22 protein-coding genes and 3 pseudogenes are annotated in these 19,523 nt (G+C 57.7%); 15 read left to right on the plus strand and 10 right to left on the minus strand.

The window, feature by feature from the left end; all coding sequences use genetic code 11:
* The first annotated feature begins 67 nt into the window (after window positions 1-67).
* Together SM757_RS21910 and SM757_RS21915 are read left to right on the plus strand one after the other, a co-directional pair.
* Window positions 68-718 (plus strand): hypothetical protein, encoded by a 651-nt coding sequence (locus SM757_RS21910; protein WP_322467025.1) that lies wholly within the window; start codon window positions 68-70, stop codon window positions 716-718.
* A gap of 205 nt (window positions 719-923) precedes the next feature.
* Window positions 924-1,190 (plus strand): H-NS family nucleoid-associated regulatory protein, encoded by a 267-nt coding sequence (locus SM757_RS21915; protein ID WP_322467026.1) that lies wholly within the window; start codon window positions 924-926, stop codon window positions 1,188-1,190.
* A gap of 92 nt (window positions 1,191-1,282) precedes the next feature.
* Here the strand turns inward: SM757_RS21915 and SM757_RS21920 are convergent, their stop codons facing one another.
* Window positions 1,283-1,438 (minus strand): hypothetical protein, encoded by a 156-nt coding sequence (locus SM757_RS21920; protein WP_322467027.1) that lies wholly within the window; start codon window positions 1,436-1,438, stop codon window positions 1,283-1,285.
* A 12-nt stretch (window positions 1,439-1,450) separates the two neighbouring features.
* Here SM757_RS21920 and SM757_RS21925 point away from each other — a divergent pair, with 12 nt between their 5' ends.
* Window positions 1,451-1,693 (plus strand): hypothetical protein, encoded by a 243-nt coding sequence (locus SM757_RS21925; protein ID WP_322467028.1) that lies wholly within the window; start codon window positions 1,451-1,453, stop codon window positions 1,691-1,693.
* A 94-nt stretch (window positions 1,694-1,787) separates the two neighbouring features.
* Here the strand turns inward: SM757_RS21925 and SM757_RS21930 are convergent, their stop codons facing one another.
* The 4 genes and pseudogenes from SM757_RS21930 to SM757_RS21945 all read right to left on the minus strand — a co-directional run.
* Window positions 1,788-2,909 (minus strand): serine/threonine-protein kinase, encoded by a 1,122-nt coding sequence (locus SM757_RS21930; RefSeq protein WP_322467029.1) that lies wholly within the window; start codon window positions 2,907-2,909, stop codon window positions 1,788-1,790.
* On the minus strand, window positions 2,910-3,986 hold the full coding sequence (locus SM757_RS21935) for a serine/threonine-protein kinase (RefSeq protein ID WP_322467030.1): 1,077 nt from the start codon (window positions 3,984-3,986) through the stop codon (window positions 2,910-2,912).
* A complete protein-coding gene (locus tag SM757_RS21940) occupies window positions 3,931-5,136 on the minus strand; it encodes a PP2C family protein-serine/threonine phosphatase (RefSeq protein ID WP_322467031.1) in 1,206 nt (401 codons plus the stop codon). The genes SM757_RS21935 and SM757_RS21940 overlap by 56 nt, the downstream gene beginning before the upstream one ends.
* A gap of 122 nt (window positions 5,137-5,258) precedes the next feature.
* Window positions 5,259-5,726 (minus strand): annotated as a pseudogene (locus SM757_RS21945) (IS5 family transposase); the annotation flags it as partial.
* A gap of 139 nt (window positions 5,727-5,865) precedes the next feature.
* Between SM757_RS21945 and SM757_RS21950 the strand changes: the two are divergent.
* The 3 genes and pseudogenes from SM757_RS21950 to SM757_RS21960 all read left to right on the plus strand — a co-directional run.
* Window positions 5,866-6,190 (plus strand): annotated as a pseudogene (locus SM757_RS21950) (transposase); the annotation flags it as partial.
* 700 nt (window positions 6,191-6,890) lie between these two features.
* Window positions 6,891-7,199 carry a helix-turn-helix transcriptional regulator gene (locus SM757_RS21955; protein ID WP_322467032.1) on the plus strand — a complete coding sequence of 103 codons (309 nt, stop codon included), beginning with the start codon at window positions 6,891-6,893 and terminating at the stop codon, window positions 7,197-7,199.
* A complete protein-coding gene (locus SM757_RS21960) occupies window positions 7,196-8,440 on the plus strand; it encodes a type II toxin-antitoxin system HipA family toxin (RefSeq protein ID WP_322467033.1) in 1,245 nt (414 codons plus the stop codon). Before SM757_RS21955 ends, SM757_RS21960 begins: the two co-directional genes overlap by 4 nt.
* A 262-nt stretch (window positions 8,441-8,702) precedes the next feature.
* Here the strand turns inward: SM757_RS21960 and SM757_RS21965 are convergent.
* The 5 genes and pseudogenes from SM757_RS21965 to SM757_RS21985 form a co-directional block, all read right to left on the minus strand.
* Window positions 8,703-9,053, minus strand: a pseudogene (locus SM757_RS21965) (transposase); the annotation flags it as partial.
* Between the two features lie 228 nt (window positions 9,054-9,281).
* The gene (locus SM757_RS21970) at window positions 9,282-10,097 is read right to left on the minus strand and encodes a serine protease family protein (protein WP_322467034.1); all 816 of its coding nucleotides are present in this window, start codon (window positions 10,095-10,097) and stop codon (window positions 9,282-9,284) included.
* A 138-nt stretch (window positions 10,098-10,235) separates the two neighbouring features.
* Entirely contained in the window at window positions 10,236-11,528 is a 1,293-nt protein-coding gene (locus SM757_RS21975) for a replication initiation protein (RefSeq protein ID WP_322467035.1), read from the minus strand.
* 1,061 nt (window positions 11,529-12,589) lie between these two features.
* Window positions 12,590-13,108 carry a hypothetical protein gene (locus SM757_RS21980; RefSeq protein WP_322467036.1) on the minus strand — a complete coding sequence of 173 codons (519 nt, stop codon included), beginning with the start codon at window positions 13,106-13,108 and terminating at the stop codon, window positions 12,590-12,592.
* A 48-nt stretch (window positions 13,109-13,156) separates the two neighbouring features.
* Entirely contained in the window at window positions 13,157-13,351 is a 195-nt protein-coding gene (locus SM757_RS21985) for a hypothetical protein (protein WP_322467037.1), read from the minus strand.
* Window positions 13,352-13,845: 494 nt separating this feature from the next.
* Here SM757_RS21985 and SM757_RS21990 point away from each other — a divergent pair, with 494 nt between their 5' ends.
* From SM757_RS21990 to SM757_RS22030, 9 genes are all read left to right on the plus strand, one after another.
* Entirely contained in the window at window positions 13,846-14,199 is a 354-nt protein-coding gene (locus SM757_RS21990; protein WP_322467038.1) for a hypothetical protein, read from the plus strand.
* Window positions 14,200-14,544, plus strand: a complete 345-nt coding sequence (locus SM757_RS21995; RefSeq protein ID WP_322467039.1) for a hypothetical protein — start codon at window positions 14,200-14,202, stop codon at window positions 14,542-14,544.
* Window positions 14,545-14,756: 212 nt separating this feature from the next.
* The gene (locus SM757_RS22000) at window positions 14,757-14,921 is read left to right on the plus strand and encodes a hypothetical protein (protein WP_322467040.1); all 165 of its coding nucleotides are present in this window, start codon (window positions 14,757-14,759) and stop codon (window positions 14,919-14,921) included.
* A 62-nt stretch (window positions 14,922-14,983) separates the two neighbouring features.
* Window positions 14,984-15,478, plus strand: coding sequence for a hypothetical protein (locus tag SM757_RS22005; protein WP_322467041.1), 495 nt, complete (start codon window positions 14,984-14,986; stop codon window positions 15,476-15,478).
* Between the two features lie 16 nt (window positions 15,479-15,494).
* Window positions 15,495-16,394, plus strand: coding sequence for a YqaJ viral recombinase family nuclease (locus tag SM757_RS22010; protein WP_322467042.1), 900 nt, complete (start codon window positions 15,495-15,497; stop codon window positions 16,392-16,394).
* A 66-nt stretch (window positions 16,395-16,460) separates the two neighbouring features.
* Window positions 16,461-17,708: a hypothetical protein gene (locus tag SM757_RS22015; protein ID WP_322467043.1), complete on the plus strand. Its 1,248-nt coding sequence runs from the start codon at window positions 16,461-16,463 to the stop codon at window positions 17,706-17,708.
* A 220-nt stretch (window positions 17,709-17,928) separates the two neighbouring features.
* The gene (locus SM757_RS22020; RefSeq protein ID WP_322467044.1) at window positions 17,929-18,342 is read left to right on the plus strand and encodes a hypothetical protein; all 414 of its coding nucleotides are present in this window, start codon (window positions 17,929-17,931) and stop codon (window positions 18,340-18,342) included.
* Window positions 18,343-18,726: 384 nt separating this feature from the next.
* Window positions 18,727-19,050 (plus strand): hypothetical protein, encoded by a 324-nt coding sequence (locus SM757_RS22025; RefSeq protein ID WP_322467045.1) that lies wholly within the window; start codon window positions 18,727-18,729, stop codon window positions 19,048-19,050.
* A gap of 36 nt (window positions 19,051-19,086) precedes the next feature.
* Window positions 19,087-19,386: a hypothetical protein gene (locus tag SM757_RS22030; protein ID WP_322467046.1), complete on the plus strand. Its 300-nt coding sequence runs from the start codon at window positions 19,087-19,089 to the stop codon at window positions 19,384-19,386.
* The last annotated feature ends 137 nt before the right edge of the window (window positions 19,387-19,523 follow it).

Below are 19,523 nucleotides of genomic sequence, written 5' to 3' on the forward strand. Positions count from 1 at the left end.
CGTTGCGCCGCCTGTAGATAAAGGTCTAAACCCTATTGGGGGCCAAGGGGCTGCACCCCCGGCGTCTGTGGACAACCCACTGAACCCTGAACAGCCCGCGCCTGCTGAGCAGCTGCAAGGCACGGTGCTGGATGAGGGCGTCCACGTCCCAGCCGTGCTGGCGCCGCTGGTGCCGCTGCTGGGCGGCCGGCGCATAAGGAAGGCCATGAGCATCGCCAAAGCGGCCCAGGTGCGCGTGGAACACATCCTGGCGCACCGGCTGGAGGGTTTACGCAAAGCGCGCGACCCTGAAGGTCTGCTGGTCCACCTGATCTGCAGCGGCGAGGACTGGACGCGGCCCGTGGCGGCCCCGAAGGGGAGGAGGGGCGACGCCGCCACGGTTGATGGCCCGCCCGTGGCAGCTCAGGATGCCGCCGCAAAAGCCTTTCTTGCAGCGCATGCCGGCCAGTGGCTAGCGCGGCGTGACTGCACGGTACTGGTGGAAATCTGTGCCAGTGGTGCCTATGACCACCGGCAGGTGGATGGCTCATGGCTGCGCACTGAGATCCAGCGCCCGGCGATGCCTGCACTACTGCAGGCGGTTGATGCGGGTCGCTTGAAGTTCCTGACAGTGCCAGTCGCGGCGGCCATCCTCGGTGACGGAGAGGCGAAACGGCAGGCGTTTTTGGAGCGTCAGCGCAAACGCCGCTCACGCGGCATAGGTGTCGCGCTGGTTTGAGCAACGGCTACGCCATTGCGTGGTAACACGGTGGCCGCTAGGCCGCTGCATAAACGACAAGGATCAAGCCCGAAAGGTCGGAATCCCAGCACGAAATTTGGAGGCGAAGCGCGCAGAGCCCGGTCTTGAGCTGCAGGCTCAGGAGTTGCACTGGTATTCCAGCTAAGTATGGGTTTCTACCTTACTTAGCCTACCATCATGGGGTATGCATAAGTCCAATGACGACATGCCGACCGGTTGGGTCAAACCGGTGGCTAAACCTACCCGTGAATCTCTCAAAGCCCGTGTAGCCGAGTTGCGCGCAGAGCTGTCCGAAGCCGAAAGGCAACTGCGCGAAATTGAAGAGGGCGAGCGCTTGGAGGCCTTGGTGAAGATAAGGAACCTCATGCGCGGGTTCGACCTGACACCGGCGGACCTGGGTTTTACGCAAGCGCCAAAACGTCGAGGCCGGCCGCGCAAGGCGGCACCTTGATGTCGCAGGGTTCCACCGCAGTGACGCTGCGGAGTCCGGTTTCCGGCCCACCAAGGATCAGCTAGAAATTCTGACTTGATCGCCGCCTGTGTCTATGCGTTGCCCGGCCACTGCACGGCATCCGGGCCCGGCTCGACGAAGGAGAAATCAGCACGCCGCTGCTGGCCCAGCCCATTGCTCAGCGCGTGGCGTATCAAGTCGGCAAATTCTAAATATTTGCCAATAGGCTCTCCAGCAAAATAAGCCATGGAAGTAAGCTGGTGAGTGTTCACAGAAAGCTGGCCTTCTCTTCTATTACCCCTGAGGGCGAAACCCACTTTGCTCGAGTCGATTTATCCAGCACTTGCCATGCGCTTGCGGCAAATGAAAAGATCGATGCCGTGCTTGCCGAGGCCTTGGAGCGGTGGGAAAGGGTCTCTGGTGTTCAGGTCGTTGATTTGTCGCGTGAAGCGTCAGAGACGCCTGCCCGTGAAAATGAGGCGGCAGGCGCTTTTTTCCACTGAATTTGGCAAAGGCCGCGCTTTATTTTCGGTATGCGGCGTTATGTTAAATCAAGCTCTGCCAACTGAAAAACCTTGGTTGAATTAGCGGCCCAGTTTAGCCACTGGCTAATTCGCTTTTTACTTTCTCGTCCTTCATCTTAATTACAGCAACCGCACGGGGGCTTGGCGAGCCCGGACAGGATATGTAATTTATCCTTGATCCTACTTTAAGTATCCCTCCAGCGATGACCTCTTCGTTGTGTGTCATGACGCTTTCTCCGGTCTCCGAGCGTCCCCACCAAACACCGCCATATTTGCCCGCCGATGTGATTACTGCGCTTTCGCGCACTCCGCTTAAATATCCGAGTGCTCCCAAGTTGCTGGCCAAGGACTCAGCAGTTGGTCGAACGGTTGGATCAGAGACGAGACAGCCTTCAATGATTTTCTGTAACTTCTGCGCAAGATGGGACGTTATCCTTGATGCAGTAATTGACGGAGCCCACGGCTTGCGTTGTTCGGTTAGTATATTAACCGCCGCCTCTAATCCTTTGCCAAAAGGATGTTCCCCCGCTAATAGCCAGTAGCCTATTGCTCCAAGACTCCAAACGTCAGACGGCAAGTTTATCTGTGGTGCTCCTTGGTTGCCTTTCTTAAGAACTTCTGGAGCCAAAAAAGGGATTGCTCCCAGCATTGTGCTAGTAAGGCCTTCCGTGTGATTATTGTTCAGCCTTTCAATATCTTGGTCAATTTGACTTTGCGCCAGCTTTGCAATACCAAAATCTGTAATTTTTATATTGCTAAAGCTGAGATCGCGACTAACCATTATGTTGGATGGCTTCAGATCACGATGAATCACATTGACTCTATGTGAGGATGCAACCCCTTTGGCCAAATGATGCATCACTCTAGCGCACGTATCAGCATCCAAACGCGGGAAGTGAGCGTCCATGCAATCTTGTAAATTTATGCCGTCAATCAACTCCTCAACGTAATACTCCTTTCCGCCTTGATCTATATAATCAAGAGCGGCTGCGACGTTAGGATGACGAACTTTCGCGCTCAGTCGAGCACTGCTTGCGAATCTTTTAATTGCACCGGGCGAAAAGGGCGATTTGATTGCAATATTTCGCTCTAAACTTAAGTCTCTCGCTTGCCATACTCTTTGCATTCCGCCATACCCAATTTCCGACTCGATCTTATATCGATCGGCAATCACATCGCCAATAGCAGTACTCATTTATATGACAACTTCAGGAGTAAATTTTCGAAACGGGGCAAACCCACGGTCGCGTCCACGCGAGGGGTTGCCAAACATTATCAGACAGCCCTCGCTTAATGAGGCGCCGATAGTGGCTGTTATATTGTTAATAAACACCTCTCCCTCAACTTGCTCAATTTTAAAACTGTAGTCGTCATAGGATATTTGCAGTGAGCCAAGAGAACTCTTTATGGTTTTTCTTCTGTTTGAGGCATTGATTTCTGTAACGCTCTCAGGGAGTGATATGAATGCTTCATGCCGTCCTTTTGTTAACTCGGCGCAAAACACTGAAGCAATCGTCTTCATTCCCGGCCGCTTCTCCGGCTGCCATTGCAAACATGCATCTACTGTTGATACGATGCGCTCAGGAAGACGAGCTACGGTTGAAATCGACGGTAATGGAAAATACGAGGCATCTGGTAGATTATATTTCCCTACTGTAGGGATCGTTCCAGTAAATAGCTTCCAGCAGCATATACCAAAAGCGTAAACGTCTGACTTGAGGCTTACTGTTGCAGGTTTTGTATAATATTCGGGGGCGGAATAGCCGAAAGTACTTCTCGCTCGTGCTGTTTGTATAGAATAAGCAGCCGTCGATAGACCAAAATCAACTATTTTCAACCGACCGTTGCTACCTATTACCGCGTTTTCTGGTTTTACGTCCCGGTGAATAATTGGCACGGAATGCAGATCGGAAAGCCCAGAAGCAAGCTGGTAAAGCGCTTTAATTGATTCAATTTGGTCTAGCTTGCTATTTTCACCAAAAATCTCGTCCAAACGTTGTCCATCGATATGCTCCAAGATCACCCCGAAAAGGGTGCCATGATGATCAAAAATAAGCTCATATATCTCAACAACGTGTCTAGACATCGCGGTGGCAAGAATTTGCCATTCGTTTAGTAGTTGCTCTTCTCCTTCCGAAGAGTTTAGCCACTTTATCGCGACATTTCGATCCAGCATTTTATCGTGCCAGATCTCAATGACCCCATGAGCACCGGCTTTAGTCGGTAGACTTGTCTTTGTGTATCTGCTGGGCGGATTTGGCTTTGTCATCATTTGATTCTTCTTCGGCAACTACTTCTATTGTTTTGTTGAGCTTCTTGATGCTATTGCTCAGTGAGTCTTTTTCTTTTTCGGTGATGTCGGGTTCAAGCGTTTTCTGTTTTTTTATGCCCGCTGGCCCCCAACTTTGCACGGAAATGTTCTTGCTAAATTGAGGCGAAGGATGCCGCTTGCTGCGATTCTGGTTTGTCGCCAAGTTAGGTAGAATTATAGTCTTCCCTCCAGGCAAGCAGATCGCACAATTATCTGGAGGTAACCAGTTCTTGGGGTCTCTAAGTGAGTTATATATTTCAGGAATTGACGGCAGTAAAATAGCGGTCGCATTATCATTCCCGCCAAGCCATTCACTGGACAAGAGAAGCCTGCGCGCGAGTTCAGAGCGATCGCTACATGCGGAAACCAATGCAGTTAAGGCGGTTGACAGCGGTTTCCATACTCCGTCGGTGCAGAGTAATAAATGTGTTGCTTCTGGAGCTTTCCCAATCCAGCTAGTGCAATTTGGCCGGAATGGCATGTCTGCACCAATCGCCTGAGACAATCGCTCTGCGATATCGTCATTCAATTGCTGAGAAATCCCAATAGAAGCACGATTTAATGCAGCCCCCAGAGTATCGTCGGTGGTGATTTGAGCTTGCTCTGCTGTTATGCTATCCAAGAATTCATAAGCTCGAGAGTCCCCTGCCCACCCTAGAGCGGCATCAAATCCTTTAACAAGCAAGGCAACCACAGTCGTGCTTGATTTGCCGCCAAATCTATTTAATACCTCTAAATGTGCTTTGCTTAAAGAAGCTTCCAAAATGGCTTGAGCCGACCCTTCTCCGTCCAATTCAGCTGTATGCTGAACAATGGTTGCACTGGCTAAGGCCGCTGCATGTTGGCTAGCTTGATTTCCACCTACCCCGTCACATACTACAGCCAAAAACCAGTTTCGATTAGTATGGTTTGAGGCAGAATAAGCAATCAGAGCACGATCTTGATTTGTACTCCTATGTCTAGAAATATCTGTGAACCCAAATGTGGAAAAGTTTTCTAATTTTATTATGGATTTTTCTTCGGCTGGGAGATCAAGGATTTGTGACGCAAGCCAATTGGTCTGAGCGTGCCAACCCTTTCCAAAGCTGTCTTGAGTGGCGTAAAAGATCATGGTTTATTATACTATGGTTACAAAAGTTTGGCAATACCTATGCTCTGTCTTGCGCCAGAAGCTTCATATTAAAATATTGGCTTTCGTGGAAACATTAAAAGCATTAAACACTGCTTTAGAGCCTATCCCATTTGGAGATTGGTTCGCCAAACAACAAGCCCGCATGCTAAATGCATGCATAGCCAAGTAGGTGTCGGCTCGCTTTTCCCATCGCACCAGCAACCGGCGAAATCGATTGAGCCAGCTATGGGTTCGCTCGACGACCCAACGGCGCGCCTTGGCACCAGCTTCCTTCTTCAGGGCCTTGGCTTCTTCGCCCCGGCTGCGAATATGTGCAGTGAATCCGAACTCCAGTACCACGTCGCGAACTTCGTCGTAATCAAAGCCTTTATCTAAACATAAGCCTTGTGGCTCAACGATTGTCGGTATGGGGCGTGGAACCACGATTGACGATAACGTCGCCTTGGACAGTTTCATGTCGTGGCAGTTTGCTCTGGCCACTTCTAACGCTATGGGTAGTCCCACGCCGTTGGTCAGCGTCATGCCCTTGGTACTTCTTTGCCTCTGTTTGCAGGGTTGGGGCCGATTTTTCTTTGCCTAGGTAGCATTTGCGTAAAGCCGTGGCAAGTGTGCTGAGCGAGTAACCAAGCCATGAAGCAGGATAATCTCGAGGTGAACCTTTCGACCAAGCGCACGCGCAAGCGCGAGTTTTTGGAGCAGATGATCGCGCCCGAGATGCATCAGTCCAAAAAGGGCAATGTCTGGCATTTCGAGATGAAGGCCCATATCGGCGTGGACGCGGAATCAGGCCTGGTGCATACAGTGCGGGGCACTTCAGGCAACGTCAGCGACGTGGTGGAGGGAAACAGCCATGCTGCATGGCGAAGAAAACGAGGCTTGGAACTATGCCGGTTATCAAGGCGCGCACAAGCGTCCTGATACCAAGCAGGACGTGCGCTGGAATGCCGCCATGCGCCCGGGCAAACACGCGCAGCTGTTCGCGCTGTCCAACCTTTGGATGGTGCGGCACAAGCTCATGAAGGTGCAGGGATGAGTGCGCCCGGATGCAGGGCAAACAGCCGGGCTGGGCTCTGATCCCTGCTGTGAACGGCATTGAGCGGCGAAACCAGCGCCGAGTTCGCTGCTGATCCGCCGACGCCCCGTCCATCAACGTCAAAACCGGTTAATGCAGAGCATCCTTAGGGCTCGATGCACTGCAGGCGACTGGCGCACATAGCTCTAGCGGCCGTGCGCTTTGACACCAAGTCAACTACTACGCCGGGCAACCGGTGCATGCCAGCAAGAACCCCATAGAGACGAGAAAAATGGCAGCCAAGGCTGCGGCAAGTGCTTGTCGCGCCAAAGCAAATCGGCTGATCCACGTAGAAACAGCGACTTAAGATAAATTTTCACTATGCAAGATTATGGGCAATTATCTGCGTTACAAAAATGCGATCAGCTTCCTCAACTCCTGTTCGAACCACTTGATCCGAGCCCGCGTGGCTAGAAAGCGTTTTTTGCTTTGGTTCAGCTGCTTGACTTTGGAGTTAGCACGGACGTGGGGTTGGAGAAGATTTCGATCAACGCCGCCATGAATGGCTTGACTTGACAATGTCAGGCAGTGCAATCGCTTGGTTGATCCGTCATCAATCAAAGGATTTGAAATACTGCTGAGTAGGCGCGAAAGTCTGCTCTTGCCTACAATGGGCACGTTTTTGTTAACAGGAATCGACTTTATGCGAGCTCGAGACCCCATGAGTGAACCTTATGAAGTCACTCAGTTCATCACCGAGGTCGGAACACGTATCCGTGTGCAGCGTTTAGCCCGCACGATATCCCAGGCTGATTTGGCGCAGCGAGCCGACATCAGTCGCCAGACCCTTATTGCCATTGAGGCGGGAGCGCTGTCGACGCGGTTCTCGGATGTCGCCCGAGTGCTTTGGGCTTTAGACGACACGAGCCTGCAGGCGGCCCTCGCTTCTGCGGCGCAGGACGAGGCTTACCAAGACGCTGTGCGCAGCCGGCTTCCCCGCTTCAAACGCAAGTCCAAAAGCGACGCATGACTCGGCGCGCTCCTGTTTACCGCTGGATCTTCGACGAAGCCGCTGGCCAGCGGGAGGCAATCCGCGTTGGCGAACTCACCCAGGAAGCATCCCGCTGGGAGTTTCGTTACGATCGTGCCTACCTGCAGCTGGGGCCTAAAGCCTGGGAACTTGACCCGACCGGCATCCGAACGAAGCAAAGCTCCACGTACACGCAGGTGGGCGTGCTGCCGCACCCAGTATTTTGCGAGGTAGCAGTGTCGGGCTGGGCGCTGGAGGCGCTGAAGCAACGTGGCCGCGTAAAGGTGCCTATGGCCGAGGGTGACGAGCCCTGGGGTTGGTGGGAACGGCTGGTTCATGCTCCCGCCGACGGGTTCGGGGCCTTGTTTGTCGGCGAACCGGACAGTAAGGTCGCCCTTGATGCCATGCTGAGAGCCGAGTTGCGCGAGACTGCCCGGCACACCGTGGCATATGGGCGGGAATCTTCGTCCGGCGTCATGGGCGGCGAGCGGCCCAAGTTGCCGCTGTACCTACCTAGTATTGACGGCGAAGTACCCGAGGAAGCTGTCCTATTGAAATTCGCGATGTCCAATGAGCGTAGCGACAGCGTGGTAGCAGAAGCAAGTGCACTGAGTCTTGGTGATGCCTTGGGCCTGACTGTGCCGGCTCACCGCGTGAGCTGGTATGCAGACAAGCCGGCGTTACGCATTGAACGCTTTGATCGAGGTCCGGGAATACAGGGCAAGGTATTTCACTGCGTCAGTGCAGCTACGGCGCTTGGCCTACACCCAGGCACGCTGCCGGAGGACCCGCGTCGCAGCTACGTACACCTGCGGTCCAAACTCCGGCGCCCCGGCGACGGCTTGGAACTCTACAAACGCATTGTGCTAAACGCTGTGGTGGGAAACACAGACGACCACCCATGGAACACGTCACTGCGCCAGCAAGGATTGGGTGACTGGGAACTCTCGCCACTCTATGACGTGATGCCCTTCTTTAACCGCTCCGGGCGGCCGGTATTCCGGATGGCTATCACCAATAGGAACGAACGTACGGGTAGCGTCGCGAACCTCATCAGTGCGGCGCGTGCGCTGGCAGGACTCAAACAAGACGAGGCTTTGCAGATAATCGAACACACAACCTCATTTGTTCGCCAAAACTGGCGCGAAACATTCGAAATGCATGCTCAGGGACACCTGAGCCCTAGTACGGTACAGGAATGGAAACGAGTATTTGAATACGAATGGGGCGCGTCTTCCTAACCTTTCTGGTACACACGTCTACTTTTTAGGATTCAATCTTACAAGCGCGCCCCTGATGGCGACAAGCTATTAGCACTCAAATGTTAAAGCATGCCAGTCAAACATTCCCAGATGCAATTCTCAAAGTTATCACAATGGTTTGCAACTCCCTGACTGCATACTCTTCCAGTGGCTTTGACGACCACAACGGGGTAATTAGTCGGGCCTGCGAAATTCGTTTTGGCGCAGTAGTGCCGTAGTTCGGCGCCAGGGCGGACGATGCTCACGAGCCTGACCAGGTCGGCGCCATGGCGGTAGACGGTTTGGGGGCGATGGCACGCCATCCAGCGAATAAGGCGGCCAGGAATTGCAGGCGCAAAAAAACCGCCGCGATACCCAGCCGGGCAATGGCGCGCAGCAGCCAGCGCAGGTTGTAGCCCGCAGCGCACAGCACCGTATGCAGCGCGTCGCCTTCCAAGCCCTTGAGCCAGCAGCGCTTGAGCCCGTGGTCATGCTTGGCGTGGCCGATGGCCGGCTCCACGGCCTGGCGCCAGCGCAGCCAGCGGCGCTGGAGCTTGGTCAGGCGCTTGATCTTGCCGCGGTGGATGAGCTGCACGGGCGCCTTGTCAACGCCGGCGACTTTTGGCTCTGACGCACTCCGTGTGGGGGTAGGCGGAATTTCCGTGCAGACTGGTGCGCCTTGAGGCCGATAAGGGAGGCGGACCAACGACTTTGCGGTCAGCCTGAGCAGTTGTCGTACAATTTTCCATATGTGCTTGTCCGGAAAAGAAAAAATGGCAGTCACCGCACCAATCTGCACGGAAAGTCCCTCTACCCCTAGCTGCTCATATTTTCTGCGCGACTATGTTTTAGAAGCCCCAAAATTTATAGAATGATCGATCTCTTCAAGTAATTTAATTAAATTTTCAGGTCGTGCGCAGATAATTTCCTTTGATGATTTATCCCACCCCAAGAATACCCCAGAAAATCTTATACTCAAGCCTGCGGAGAAAAAATTGCGTGGGTCAATAACGGATTCAATCACCGGACCGCCGCTATTACCATTAAATCTTCCGCCATCAACCCTATTGCCATTTGAATCAGTCGCGGATTTTTTATCAAACCTGAATCCAATAGGATTCTTGATGTGTGTCTTGGCTTTAACATTTTCAATTTTTTCAAAGAACGAGTAGCCCATAAGATTCCTATCTCTGCTTCCGATGTTGCCATTAATAATATTTTTTGCCCCAGGATATCCAATTAATATATAAATATTTAAGGATTGATCTTGGTCAGCTTTTAGCTTGATTGGTAGCGCGTGGACGCCATGAACTTTATTTGTTGTCAACCAAAAATCATGAAGCAGCGCTACAGCAATGTCTGCGTCTCTCGATATCTTGAATGGCAACCCATTTATTAATACACCTTTTCCTCCGATATTCGCAATAAGAGCTTCCCCGCTCGGCAAGTCGTTGATAACGTGAAGTGCCGTGACCAAGTAGAGCCTGTTTTTGTAAGCAGCTAAGAAGCCGCTCCCACAACCTAGCAAACGGTGTTTTGATTTATTATCTGCTACATAAAACGGCACAACAGTGCGTCCCCAAGATTTTGTTATGTCATCAACAATTTGAAAAGCGCTACTCGGATCAATTTCAATTGAATCGCAATTCTGTTTCATAAATGACTTATTTCGTTTTTATGAATTCATGTGTGTCACGCTGGCTAAAATTCCAGCACTAACCCGCTTCTCCGCAAGGTGCAAAAATATTTGACTCGTCCGGCTAGGACGGTGAACGAGCAGAACGAGGTGCTGTGTTCAGAGGAGCACATCCTGCACTTCGTCACCCCAGAGTTCCCGGGCCAGCCAGTTCATGAAAGCCACCTCGGTCATTTTGGAGACGCGGGCTTTCACTCGCAGGTTGGGCAGGCGCTGCTGGGCGTTGTAGCGCTCGCGCAGAGCTTCCTTTTCCGTGGGGGGTTGCTTGTCGTAGTGGGCACGGGCGAGTTCGCGGCGCTTTGCAGCGGCAGCGTCGCTCGCGTCCGGCGCACCGACGATGTCGGCCGATTCAGTTGCGGCTGCAACAGGCGCCGCTGCCCCGAAGGACTGCGGCATTGAGTCGTCGCCGGTGTAGCCCCAGCCAAGCTCCAGAGCGCGCCTGAAGTACGCCGCAGGCACTTCCAGCGGTGCTTGTTCGGCATCGGTCTGGCGCAACTCGGTGTAGCGCAGCGCAGCATGCAAGCGCGGCACCGAGTAGAGGCTAGCCATGCGCTTTGCCTCGGCAGTCGGCACACCCAGCCGCACGATGCGCTCGACCAGTCGCTCTGCCTCGACGGGAACCTTGATGCCCTGCTTTTTCGGCGTCACGCGGAACTGAACCTCGGCTACGCGTCGCCCGTCGCGAAACTCGATCATTTCAATTTCGTGGTCCGAGCAAGCGTTGACTTCCGCGATGGCGGGCACGAGCGCGCGCTTCTTGAGCACCTTCCAGTCGGCGAAAGAGGACTTCTCCGCGCCGTCGAGTACGGCGTCACGCAGTTCTTCCCAGCGTAGCCGCCGCGTCACGCCGATGCCCTCGAAGCGCACGCAGAACTCCCACAACTGCAACGCCGCCGCCGTCTTGAAGCGACGCATGACGGACATGTTGATGAGCGCGTAGACCTCGGGGCGCAGCAGCTCGCGGTAGATGTTCTCGCTGATCTGCCAGCGGATGTAGCCACCGGAGATGGCTACGCCGTTGAAAAGCACTTGCGCTTGCCACTCGTCGGTCTTGCGCTCGCTAGGTGCGAACACATCAAACTCGAAGATGATGCGCATGAGCGCCTTGGCCGCTTCCTTCAAATGAACTGTGTTGGTTGAGGCGAAACCCGTTTCCTGGCGCAGCCTCACTATCGGCATTTGCCACCAGCCGTCTCGCCCCCTAGGGTTCTCGATTGCGTGCTTCATCCACGCGTTGGCGATCTTGCGCTGAGTCACGGTCAGCGAGTGTCCGCGCGGGACACTGTGGATCACCTTGACGGTCTTTCGCCATAGGTCGTCGGGCTCAGTGGGCGCCGCTAGCAGCAAGCTGCCTTGCTGCGAGTCAGAGACTTCGCGTGATCTGCGGTTCAAGCGGGGCTCCATGCACCGGTGACATCAATGCATCGCAGTGTACCGGCTCGTTGTTCTCACTGAGGCTTTTGTTGGCCTACAGGCACAGATACCAGCGACCCTGGCTGGAACGGTTTTGTTTTTCTTTGCCTGAAACCCAGGTTGGTTTTTAACTTTTAAGAACCTTTAATACGTTTTAAACCTTTAGGCGGAATTTTTCTTTGCAAATCAATGGCTTGCAAGCGTTTCGGGGACAACCTTTGAGTGTTTAGGGGGCAACTTTTGAGTGTTTGGGGGTGTGGATATGAGTGTTTGGGGGACATCTTTTGAGTATTTGGGGGTGTGGATATGAGTGCCAAGGGGACAACTTTTGAGTGATCCAGGCACATCGGAAGCCTTTCCCTACTCAACGGCGGCACTTGTAGCGGCCTGGAGGCTGTCAAGGGGACAAGTTTTGAGTGCTTGCAGGACCAAGAACGCTTCGGGGGCTCAAAAGTTGTCCCCGTAGCGGGCACATAAGGCCGAAGAGGGACAGGTTTTGAGTGCTTGAATGTCTTAAAAGTAGGCGTAGCACTCAAAAGTTGTCCCCGCTGCAAGCGTCCAAGGCCCTAAGGGGACAGGTTTTGAGTGCTAGCCGACCTTCACGGGGGTTTGAGCACTCAAAAGCTGTCCCTCTTGCGGGTTCTTAAGGCCTAAAGGGGACAGGTTTTGAGTGCTGAAGGGCCGTAAAAGCGCTCAGGCACTCAAATCATGTCACTTGAGGGGGCAGCCAAGCCGCTGGCAAACAGGAGACAGCCGTTACGGCACTTCGATCACTCAAAAGTTGTCCCCGTTGGGCTGAACTCGCTCGTTCCTGTGCGCTGTGGCGGATCAAGTGGGCTCCAATCTTCGTCATCAGTGCCAGGCTCGCGTGTCCAGTGTGCGCAGCCATGTGCGGGCTGTGCCACTACCAGCGCCGCACCGGGCTTGTTGCAGCGCGAGTTCATCTCATTGGCCAGCAGCCCGCCGTAGTGCTGGCAATACCAGCAGGGGCGGCGTGCCTCGCGGGTCATGAGGTTGCCGCTCAACATCGTGTTCTCAATTCAGGGCAATGACTGCGGCGTGAGCTGCTGCCTGTCCGGCCTGCGTGATTGGGCCTCGGTCAGCCGCCGTGCGATGGAAAACAACACTCCGCGCTCGGCCGCCTCGTCAACCTGGTGCTGGAACCCTGCCCAGCCCTGAAGTTCGGAGCCAGGCCCAGGCCACATGTTGCCCAGCGCTCTGAAAACGTCGATAACGCGCGCGTCCTGCGCGTGCAGCAGCCCCCAGCCCGGCGGCAGGTCGGCCACGCCGATCACGCCAGGCGGCGCCAGGTAGAACCGGTACAGACCCAGGCCGCGGCAGGTGCCCCGGCGCTCAGGCTTGAGCCGGTCGGCCAGGAAATCGCGCCGGCTGGCTTTGGCTTCGACCAACACCGAGCAGCTTGAGCGAAAGCCAATCACATCGGCCACCTCCCGGCTGCCGCCGGCGTTGATCTCCGAGGCCACCACCGCGAACCCCTGTTGTTTCACCCAACGCACGCCAAGGGCGACGAGCTGTTTGTGCTGGTGGCTGGTAGCCATGTCACTCCCAATCCATTGAGGCGCCGCGCTTGCAGCGCTTGGCGCTGCTCACGACGCGAACGGCTTGGCCAGCGCATCGAGCGCCAGCCGCAGGTTGTACCCCGGCACCCGCTCGCCTGCGCAAGCGCGCTGCACCATTTCAATTGCCCATGTGCGTTCACGTCCTGTCCACGGCACTAACGGGCGCAGGCATTTGCGCCGGACTTCAGCCGCGCGCTGCGCCTGCTCTACGTTTATGGCCATGGTCCACCCCACGAGTTTTATAGACCGTCACCCATGTTGAAGCATGCGCCTTTAGCGCATCTATTGGCCAGCCAAAAATGGTTGCTGCTCTCGGGGTCAATATGCGCCGAGCAGAGCCCCCATGGCCTCATTGCACACAGCGCCTAAATCGTCGTGCGCGGCATAAAAGGCTTCTGCAAGGGGCCGAAGGCCCCCGCATATTGGTTAGAGGACTTGAATCAAACCGGCGACGAATGCAGTCGCAGCGCCAACTACGAAGCTGCAACCAATGCAGCGAATCACGCTTAATTGAAAGCGTGTGCGGGCGACTTCAACTTGGGTTGGGGTGCTCATCTGCATCTCCTGTTGGGACAGCTTAAATATACGCTTTAAATCAGGTTGAAACCTATACTTTAACAAACTGTCGCACATTAGATAGGGCTAAAACCTATATAAATAGGGATATCAAATTATAATTACTCCATGCACCAGGGCAGGTGCAGTAGGAGATAGCAGTGAATTCTCTTTCCTCTAACGCTCTCAGCTTCAACAGCACCTTCGGCACCTTGCCGGTTGAAATCCAATACGAAGTCGAAATCAGCGAGGACCACCGGGGCTCTGATTTTGAAATCATTCCTCTGGCCTGCATCGTTAACGGTCACGAAATTGATTTGTGCGAGGACGCCGGCCTGTTCCACGCAGACCAACTGAAGTCTTGGCTGGCTCAGGCTGAAGCCGCCTACAAGGGCTTGCTGGCCGATGACAGCGAACCCAATCAGTTCGTTGATCTGGACTACGAAGCGGCACGCGCTGAGGACCGCTTCATTGCCGAACGCGAGCGCGTCCACCACGCCCGCATGGGGTTCTAAATGGAAGGGCTGTGCATCACGCGCAGCCCGTGGCCCCCGGTGCGGGGCCATGCGGCAGCCTTCGGCCGACAGCTTTCTTCCCATGGCGTCGGTTTTGAACCCGGCCCGTACTACCTGGGAGCCAGCGGGCGAACCTTGCATCACGACAACCTGCCGAGCCCTGGCGGTCTGGTCGCCGTGGTGCCAGTCCTGGCGAACGCGCATCTGCTCAAGGCCGCGCCCGATCTGTTCGCCGTTGCTCAAGCCCTGGCGCATCTACCTGCTGCACCCAGTACCGAAGCCCTGGCGGTGCTGGTTGAAGCGGCGCATGTGGCCGTGGCGCGTGCCCTGGGAGCTATCTCATGAGTGCCGCTGTCCACCAGTCCGCCATTCACTGGCTCTCCGCGCATTTGCCCACGGACCCGTTGGAGCGCCGCCTCGTTGAAGCACTGATCCGCGAGCACGAAGCCGCCTGTGTGGCTGAGGAAGGCGACGACCCGGCTTGCCCGCCTTGTCAGTTCGAGCACCGCTGCCAGCGCGGTGCAGGGTGCCCGGTGCGGAATCAGAAGGGGTAGGCCATGCGCGATCTCTACGAAAGCGACGACGCCTTGGCTGAACAAGCCATGGCCGACACGTTCACGCACACGCGCAACGACCGCACCCGCTCCGTGGCGTGGGAAGTCGCCGGCTGCATTGCTGGCCTCGTCCTGGCGCTGCTGTCCGCACCCACGTTCTGGCGCTGAGTTTCCCGGGCTTTGGCCGGCGGCCCGCATGCCGGCTTTCTACCGTCCCTTGGAGTTGCACCATGTCCAACGCTCTCGGACCCGTCGTCAATAACCGGCTCGCCGGCGCCAACAAGGCCGTGTCCAAGCCGCACCTGCGCGAGCGGCTGGCGCAGCAGTCCAGCCGCACCACACCGCAAGGCACTCTCACCACAGATGCCCAAGGGCGGAAGTCGTTTGCGCCGAGCTACTTGCTGAGTGCGTTGAAACGAAGCGAGGCAAAGCCGCATTCCATGGCGCACATGGCGTTCCAACCTGGTCAACGCGTGCGCGTATGCGCTGCTGTAACTGAACTGCTGGCGCAGGAAATTTTTCCGTTTGATCCCGAGGACGCCAAGGCGCTTTCGGGCTGCGAAGGGGTAGTGATCGCGGATAGGGAATGCACCGCGCTGGGGCTGGTGCTGCTGCTCCTGGCCAGCGGGCCGTGGGCGTTCATGCCCGCGTACTTGCAGCACTTGCCGGCGGCCGAGGGCGACGACGAACTGGCCGCCATGGCGGACCACACCTGCCCGTTCTGAAGCAGAGGGCCGCGCCATGCTCACCGATGCCCAAAGAGCACTGCGCCGCACTGGCGTGGGCGCTTCCGAGTGCGCCGCGGCCCTGGGCCTGAGTCCGTACCAGACGCGGTTCGAGCTTTACCAAGTCAAACGCGGCGAAGCCCCTGCGGCCCCCGACAACCTGGCGATGCGCTTCGGCTTGGCCGCTGAGCCTTTCATCCTGTCCGAGTTCCAGCGCGCGCACCCGGACGATCTGCTGGTGGTTGCGCCGGACACCATGCGGCGCGGGCGCATGTTCGCGCACCTTGACGCCTGGGTGCCGGGCAGCTTCAACGTGCAGGCCAAAACCGCGCGCACGCGCCAAGGTTGGGGCGAGTCGGGCTCGCCCGACATACCGCAGCACTACCTGCTGCAAGTGCAGCACGAAATGCTGTTGGCCAGCGTCGAGGTGTCGTTCGTGCCGGTGCTGTTTGGTGGTGCGGACTACGACGAATTCGTGATCGAGGCCGACCACGAGTTGCAGGAGTTGATCGAGGACGGCATCGCCGAGTTCTGGCGGCTGGTGGAGCGTGGCGAGCCGCCTGAGCCGGTCAGCCTGGACGACATGCTCGCGCGCTTCGGCGGCATCTGTCGCGCTGGACAGGCCAGGGCCGACACCGATGTGCTGCGCGCGGTGCACGAGTTGCGCGCCATCCGCGCGCAGCGCGAGCAGCTGGACGCGGCCGAGGCGGCGCTGAAAGCGCGGCTCATGGGCGCGCTGCGCGAGGCCGACACGCTGGTGGACGCCACCGGCCACACCCTCGCCACATGGAAAGCGACCAAGCCCGCACGGCGCTTCGACGCCGCAGCGTTTGAAGCCGCGCACCCGGAGCTCTATCGGGAGTTTCTGCGCACCGGCGAGCCCGGCCGGCAATTCCGGCTCAAGGACGACAAGTGAGCTTTTTTGGGAATCGGCAGCGCCTACAGCGCGGGCCATCCCTGTTTCCCTTCACTGGAGAGATTCATGAGCGACGTTGAAGTGGTTCAGAACCCGTTTGATGCCGTGCCCGGCGCATCGCGCGGCGTGGCCGAGAGCGCCGGCGCACGTGCCGTGCAGGCCCGCGAAAGCGCCGAGGTCATGGCGCTGGCAATGATGGCCAAGCGTTTCCCGCGCAACGTCATCCAGGCCTGCGACAAGATCCGCAATGCCTTCACGCGGCAGACCCTGGCCGAGAAAGCGCAGTACCAATACAGCCGCGGCGGCTCGGACGTGGTGGGGCCGAGCATCCGGGCGGCCGAGGCCATGGCTCAGCAGTGGGGCAACATTTCCAGCGGCTGGCGCGAGATCAGCCGCTATGTCGGGCCGGACGGCGTGGGCGTGTCCGAGGTCGAAGCCTTCTGCGTGGACTACGAGACGACCAACCGCGAGGTGATCCAGTTTTTCGTGCGCCACTGGCGCGAGACGAAAGAGGGCGGCTACCGGCTCAAGGGCGAGCGCGACATCTATGAACTTTGCGCCAACCAGGCCGCGCGGCGCAAGCGCGCGTGCATCCTGGCGCAGATACCGGGCGACGTGACGGAAATGGCCATGGAGCAGGCCAGCGCCACGCTGCGCGCCAAGGCCGACACTACCCCCGAGGGCATCAAGCGGCTGCTCGACACCTTCTCCAGCGAATTTGGCGTTACCAAGGAACAGATCGAGCGCCGCATCCAACGCCGCATAGAAGCGATCCAGCCGGCGCAGGTGGTGGGGCTGAAGCGGGTCTATGTCAGCCTGCGCGATGAAATGAGCACAGTGGCCGACTGGTTTGAGCCAGTCGAAGTGCCGCCGGCGGCCAACGATGCGCAAGGGGCGGGCAGTGGTGCTGGCGCTGTCTCCCCGGCTTTAAGCGCCACCGATAAGGCCAAGGCCGCGCTGCGCGAGCGCGCGAAGCCGCCAGCCGCGCCCGCTCCAGCCTCGGCAGCCGATGACCAGGACGCCGCCGCTACCACGCCGGCATCTGCACCAGCGCGCCCGATGGCACCGCCGCCGCAGGCTCGCCGTGGCTTTGACGGCGATGCCTTTGCCGAGCAGATGCAGCGCGCAGCCGACCGGGGCGATGGCGAAACGCTTGATGCCCTGGGCGAGCAGTTACGCGACGTGCCCGACGAGGACCTGCGCGCCACGCTCACCGACATGCATGAGCGGCTGCGTGCGGGCCTGGACCAGCCGCCGCGCCAGCAGCCCGCTGCAGCACCGGCCCCGCAGCCGCGTCGGCGCACCGCGTCCTGACGGCCAGGCTGACGCAGTCAATCAAGTTTTCAGGGTGACACCAGCGGCGGTGGGGCGCTCCCCCGCTTCCTGCCCCGCGCAGCGCATGCGCTGCCACCCTTTTTTCTTCCCTTTTCAGGGCGACACCAGCGGCGGTGGGGCGCTCCCCCGCTTCCCCCCTCGCGCAGCGCACGCGCTGCCGCCCTCTTTCTTCCCGTTTCTCGTGCCAAGGAGAGTGCTCATGTCCGCCGTTCCTCTTGCCGAGCCCGTGGGCGTGGCCACCGGCCTTGCCCACACCCCACTGGCGTCAAAGCCGCGTCGACGGCGCCCTGTCGTTGGATGCCGCCCTGCAGCCGCGCGGGCGGCGATCAGCCGCATTCAAGCGCTCATGCGTGAGCACAGCATCACGGTGAGCGACCTCGGCGCGGCTTACGCGCTGGCGCGCATTCACGAGTTGATGGATATCCACGGCATCACCATTGGCGAGCTGGGTGGTGGAGTGCCGCCGGCGGATCAGCAGCTACCGCGGCGCGAGGTGCGAATTACGCACTGTCCGAGCGTCGGCCATGACCCGCGCTATCAACTGCCGCCAGGGGCACGTGTAGTAGGAGGGTTCACGGCTGAGTGGAACCGGCTGCGCGGAGGTGAGCGGTGAAAGCCAAGCGCAAACACGGGGGCCACGCCACGCAAGCGCAAGCGCGGCGCCACGAGCAACGCCAGCTGAGGCAGGCGCGACAGATTTTCGACGGCGGCCGCGGCGGCAGCCGCTCTGACCACGAGGCCCGCGTTTGGCGCGAAAGCTGCCGTGACGCTCGCGCGGCAAACGCGCAAGCAAAGGGCCGCGATCCGCGAGGCGTGGCGCGCTTGGCCAGGCCCTGCGACGGTACTGAGCTTCCGCTACATCGTTGATCTACACACTGGCACTCTGGACCAGGGGCGCCAAGTTGCGCCGGCACGGCGTTGAAAACGCATGCGAGATGGACCATTGAACAGAAGGCCACCGATGCCAGGAAAACAGCAACAGTGGACCGTGGACGGCATGGACAACGTGATCGTGACCGCGGACGAGGAGCTGACTGCGGACCAGGTGCGTGCCGCGCTGCGCTTTGACGGTCGCGTCATGGTTCGCGTTGAACTGTCTCCGCGCGAAGCGCAGATGCCCAAAGGTTCAACGCCCAGGTCCGGTAAGCAGTCCGAGTACTGCGCTCCTGCACTGATCTATGCGCGGGAAGGCCTGGCTGTTGTCCAGCCGCGATACCGCGTCCAGTTTCCTCCAGCCAGGCTGAACACCCTAGGACCGAGGATCGGTGTCGAGCTTGCCCGCATCGCGGCGAGCAGCTGGGCCACGTGTGTGGTGCATTGACCGTTGTGCGAGGGCAGCAGAGTGAGACGCCATAACTTGGACCTCTTTCCTGAGTTGCTGCCGCCCCGGGCCCGGCCGCGGGTCTTGATGCACGTCTTCGATGCGGGAACAGCGCATTGCGGGCGGGCTGAAGACCTTGGAAAGCCGATTTGCCGTATGTCCTGCAGCCGCTGCAAGGTCAAGTCGGGGTGGCTGGTGTTCGACACGATTTCTGAAGCGAAACGCGGCGTCGCGTGCCCGAAATGCAATCCGCCTGGGACGCCCGGCGTGCTCAATGCTGACTACCTCGAACGCCAGGATCTCAATGGCAAACCACCTGCGGAGCTTTCACCATGAATTGCTTTTTCACTGCCAAGCACGCCGGCGAGCTGGAGGACGGCGCGGCCGGGGTGGGCTCCTGTGATTTGGGAAGCTTGACCAGGTCAAGGCGCTGCCTGCGTCGTGCTGCGCCAGCAGCTAGGTGCCATGGAACA

Source organism: Azohydromonas lata (assembly GCF_034427735.1).
Classification (GTDB): domain Bacteria; phylum Pseudomonadota; class Gammaproteobacteria; order Burkholderiales; family Burkholderiaceae_C; genus Azohydromonas; species Azohydromonas lata.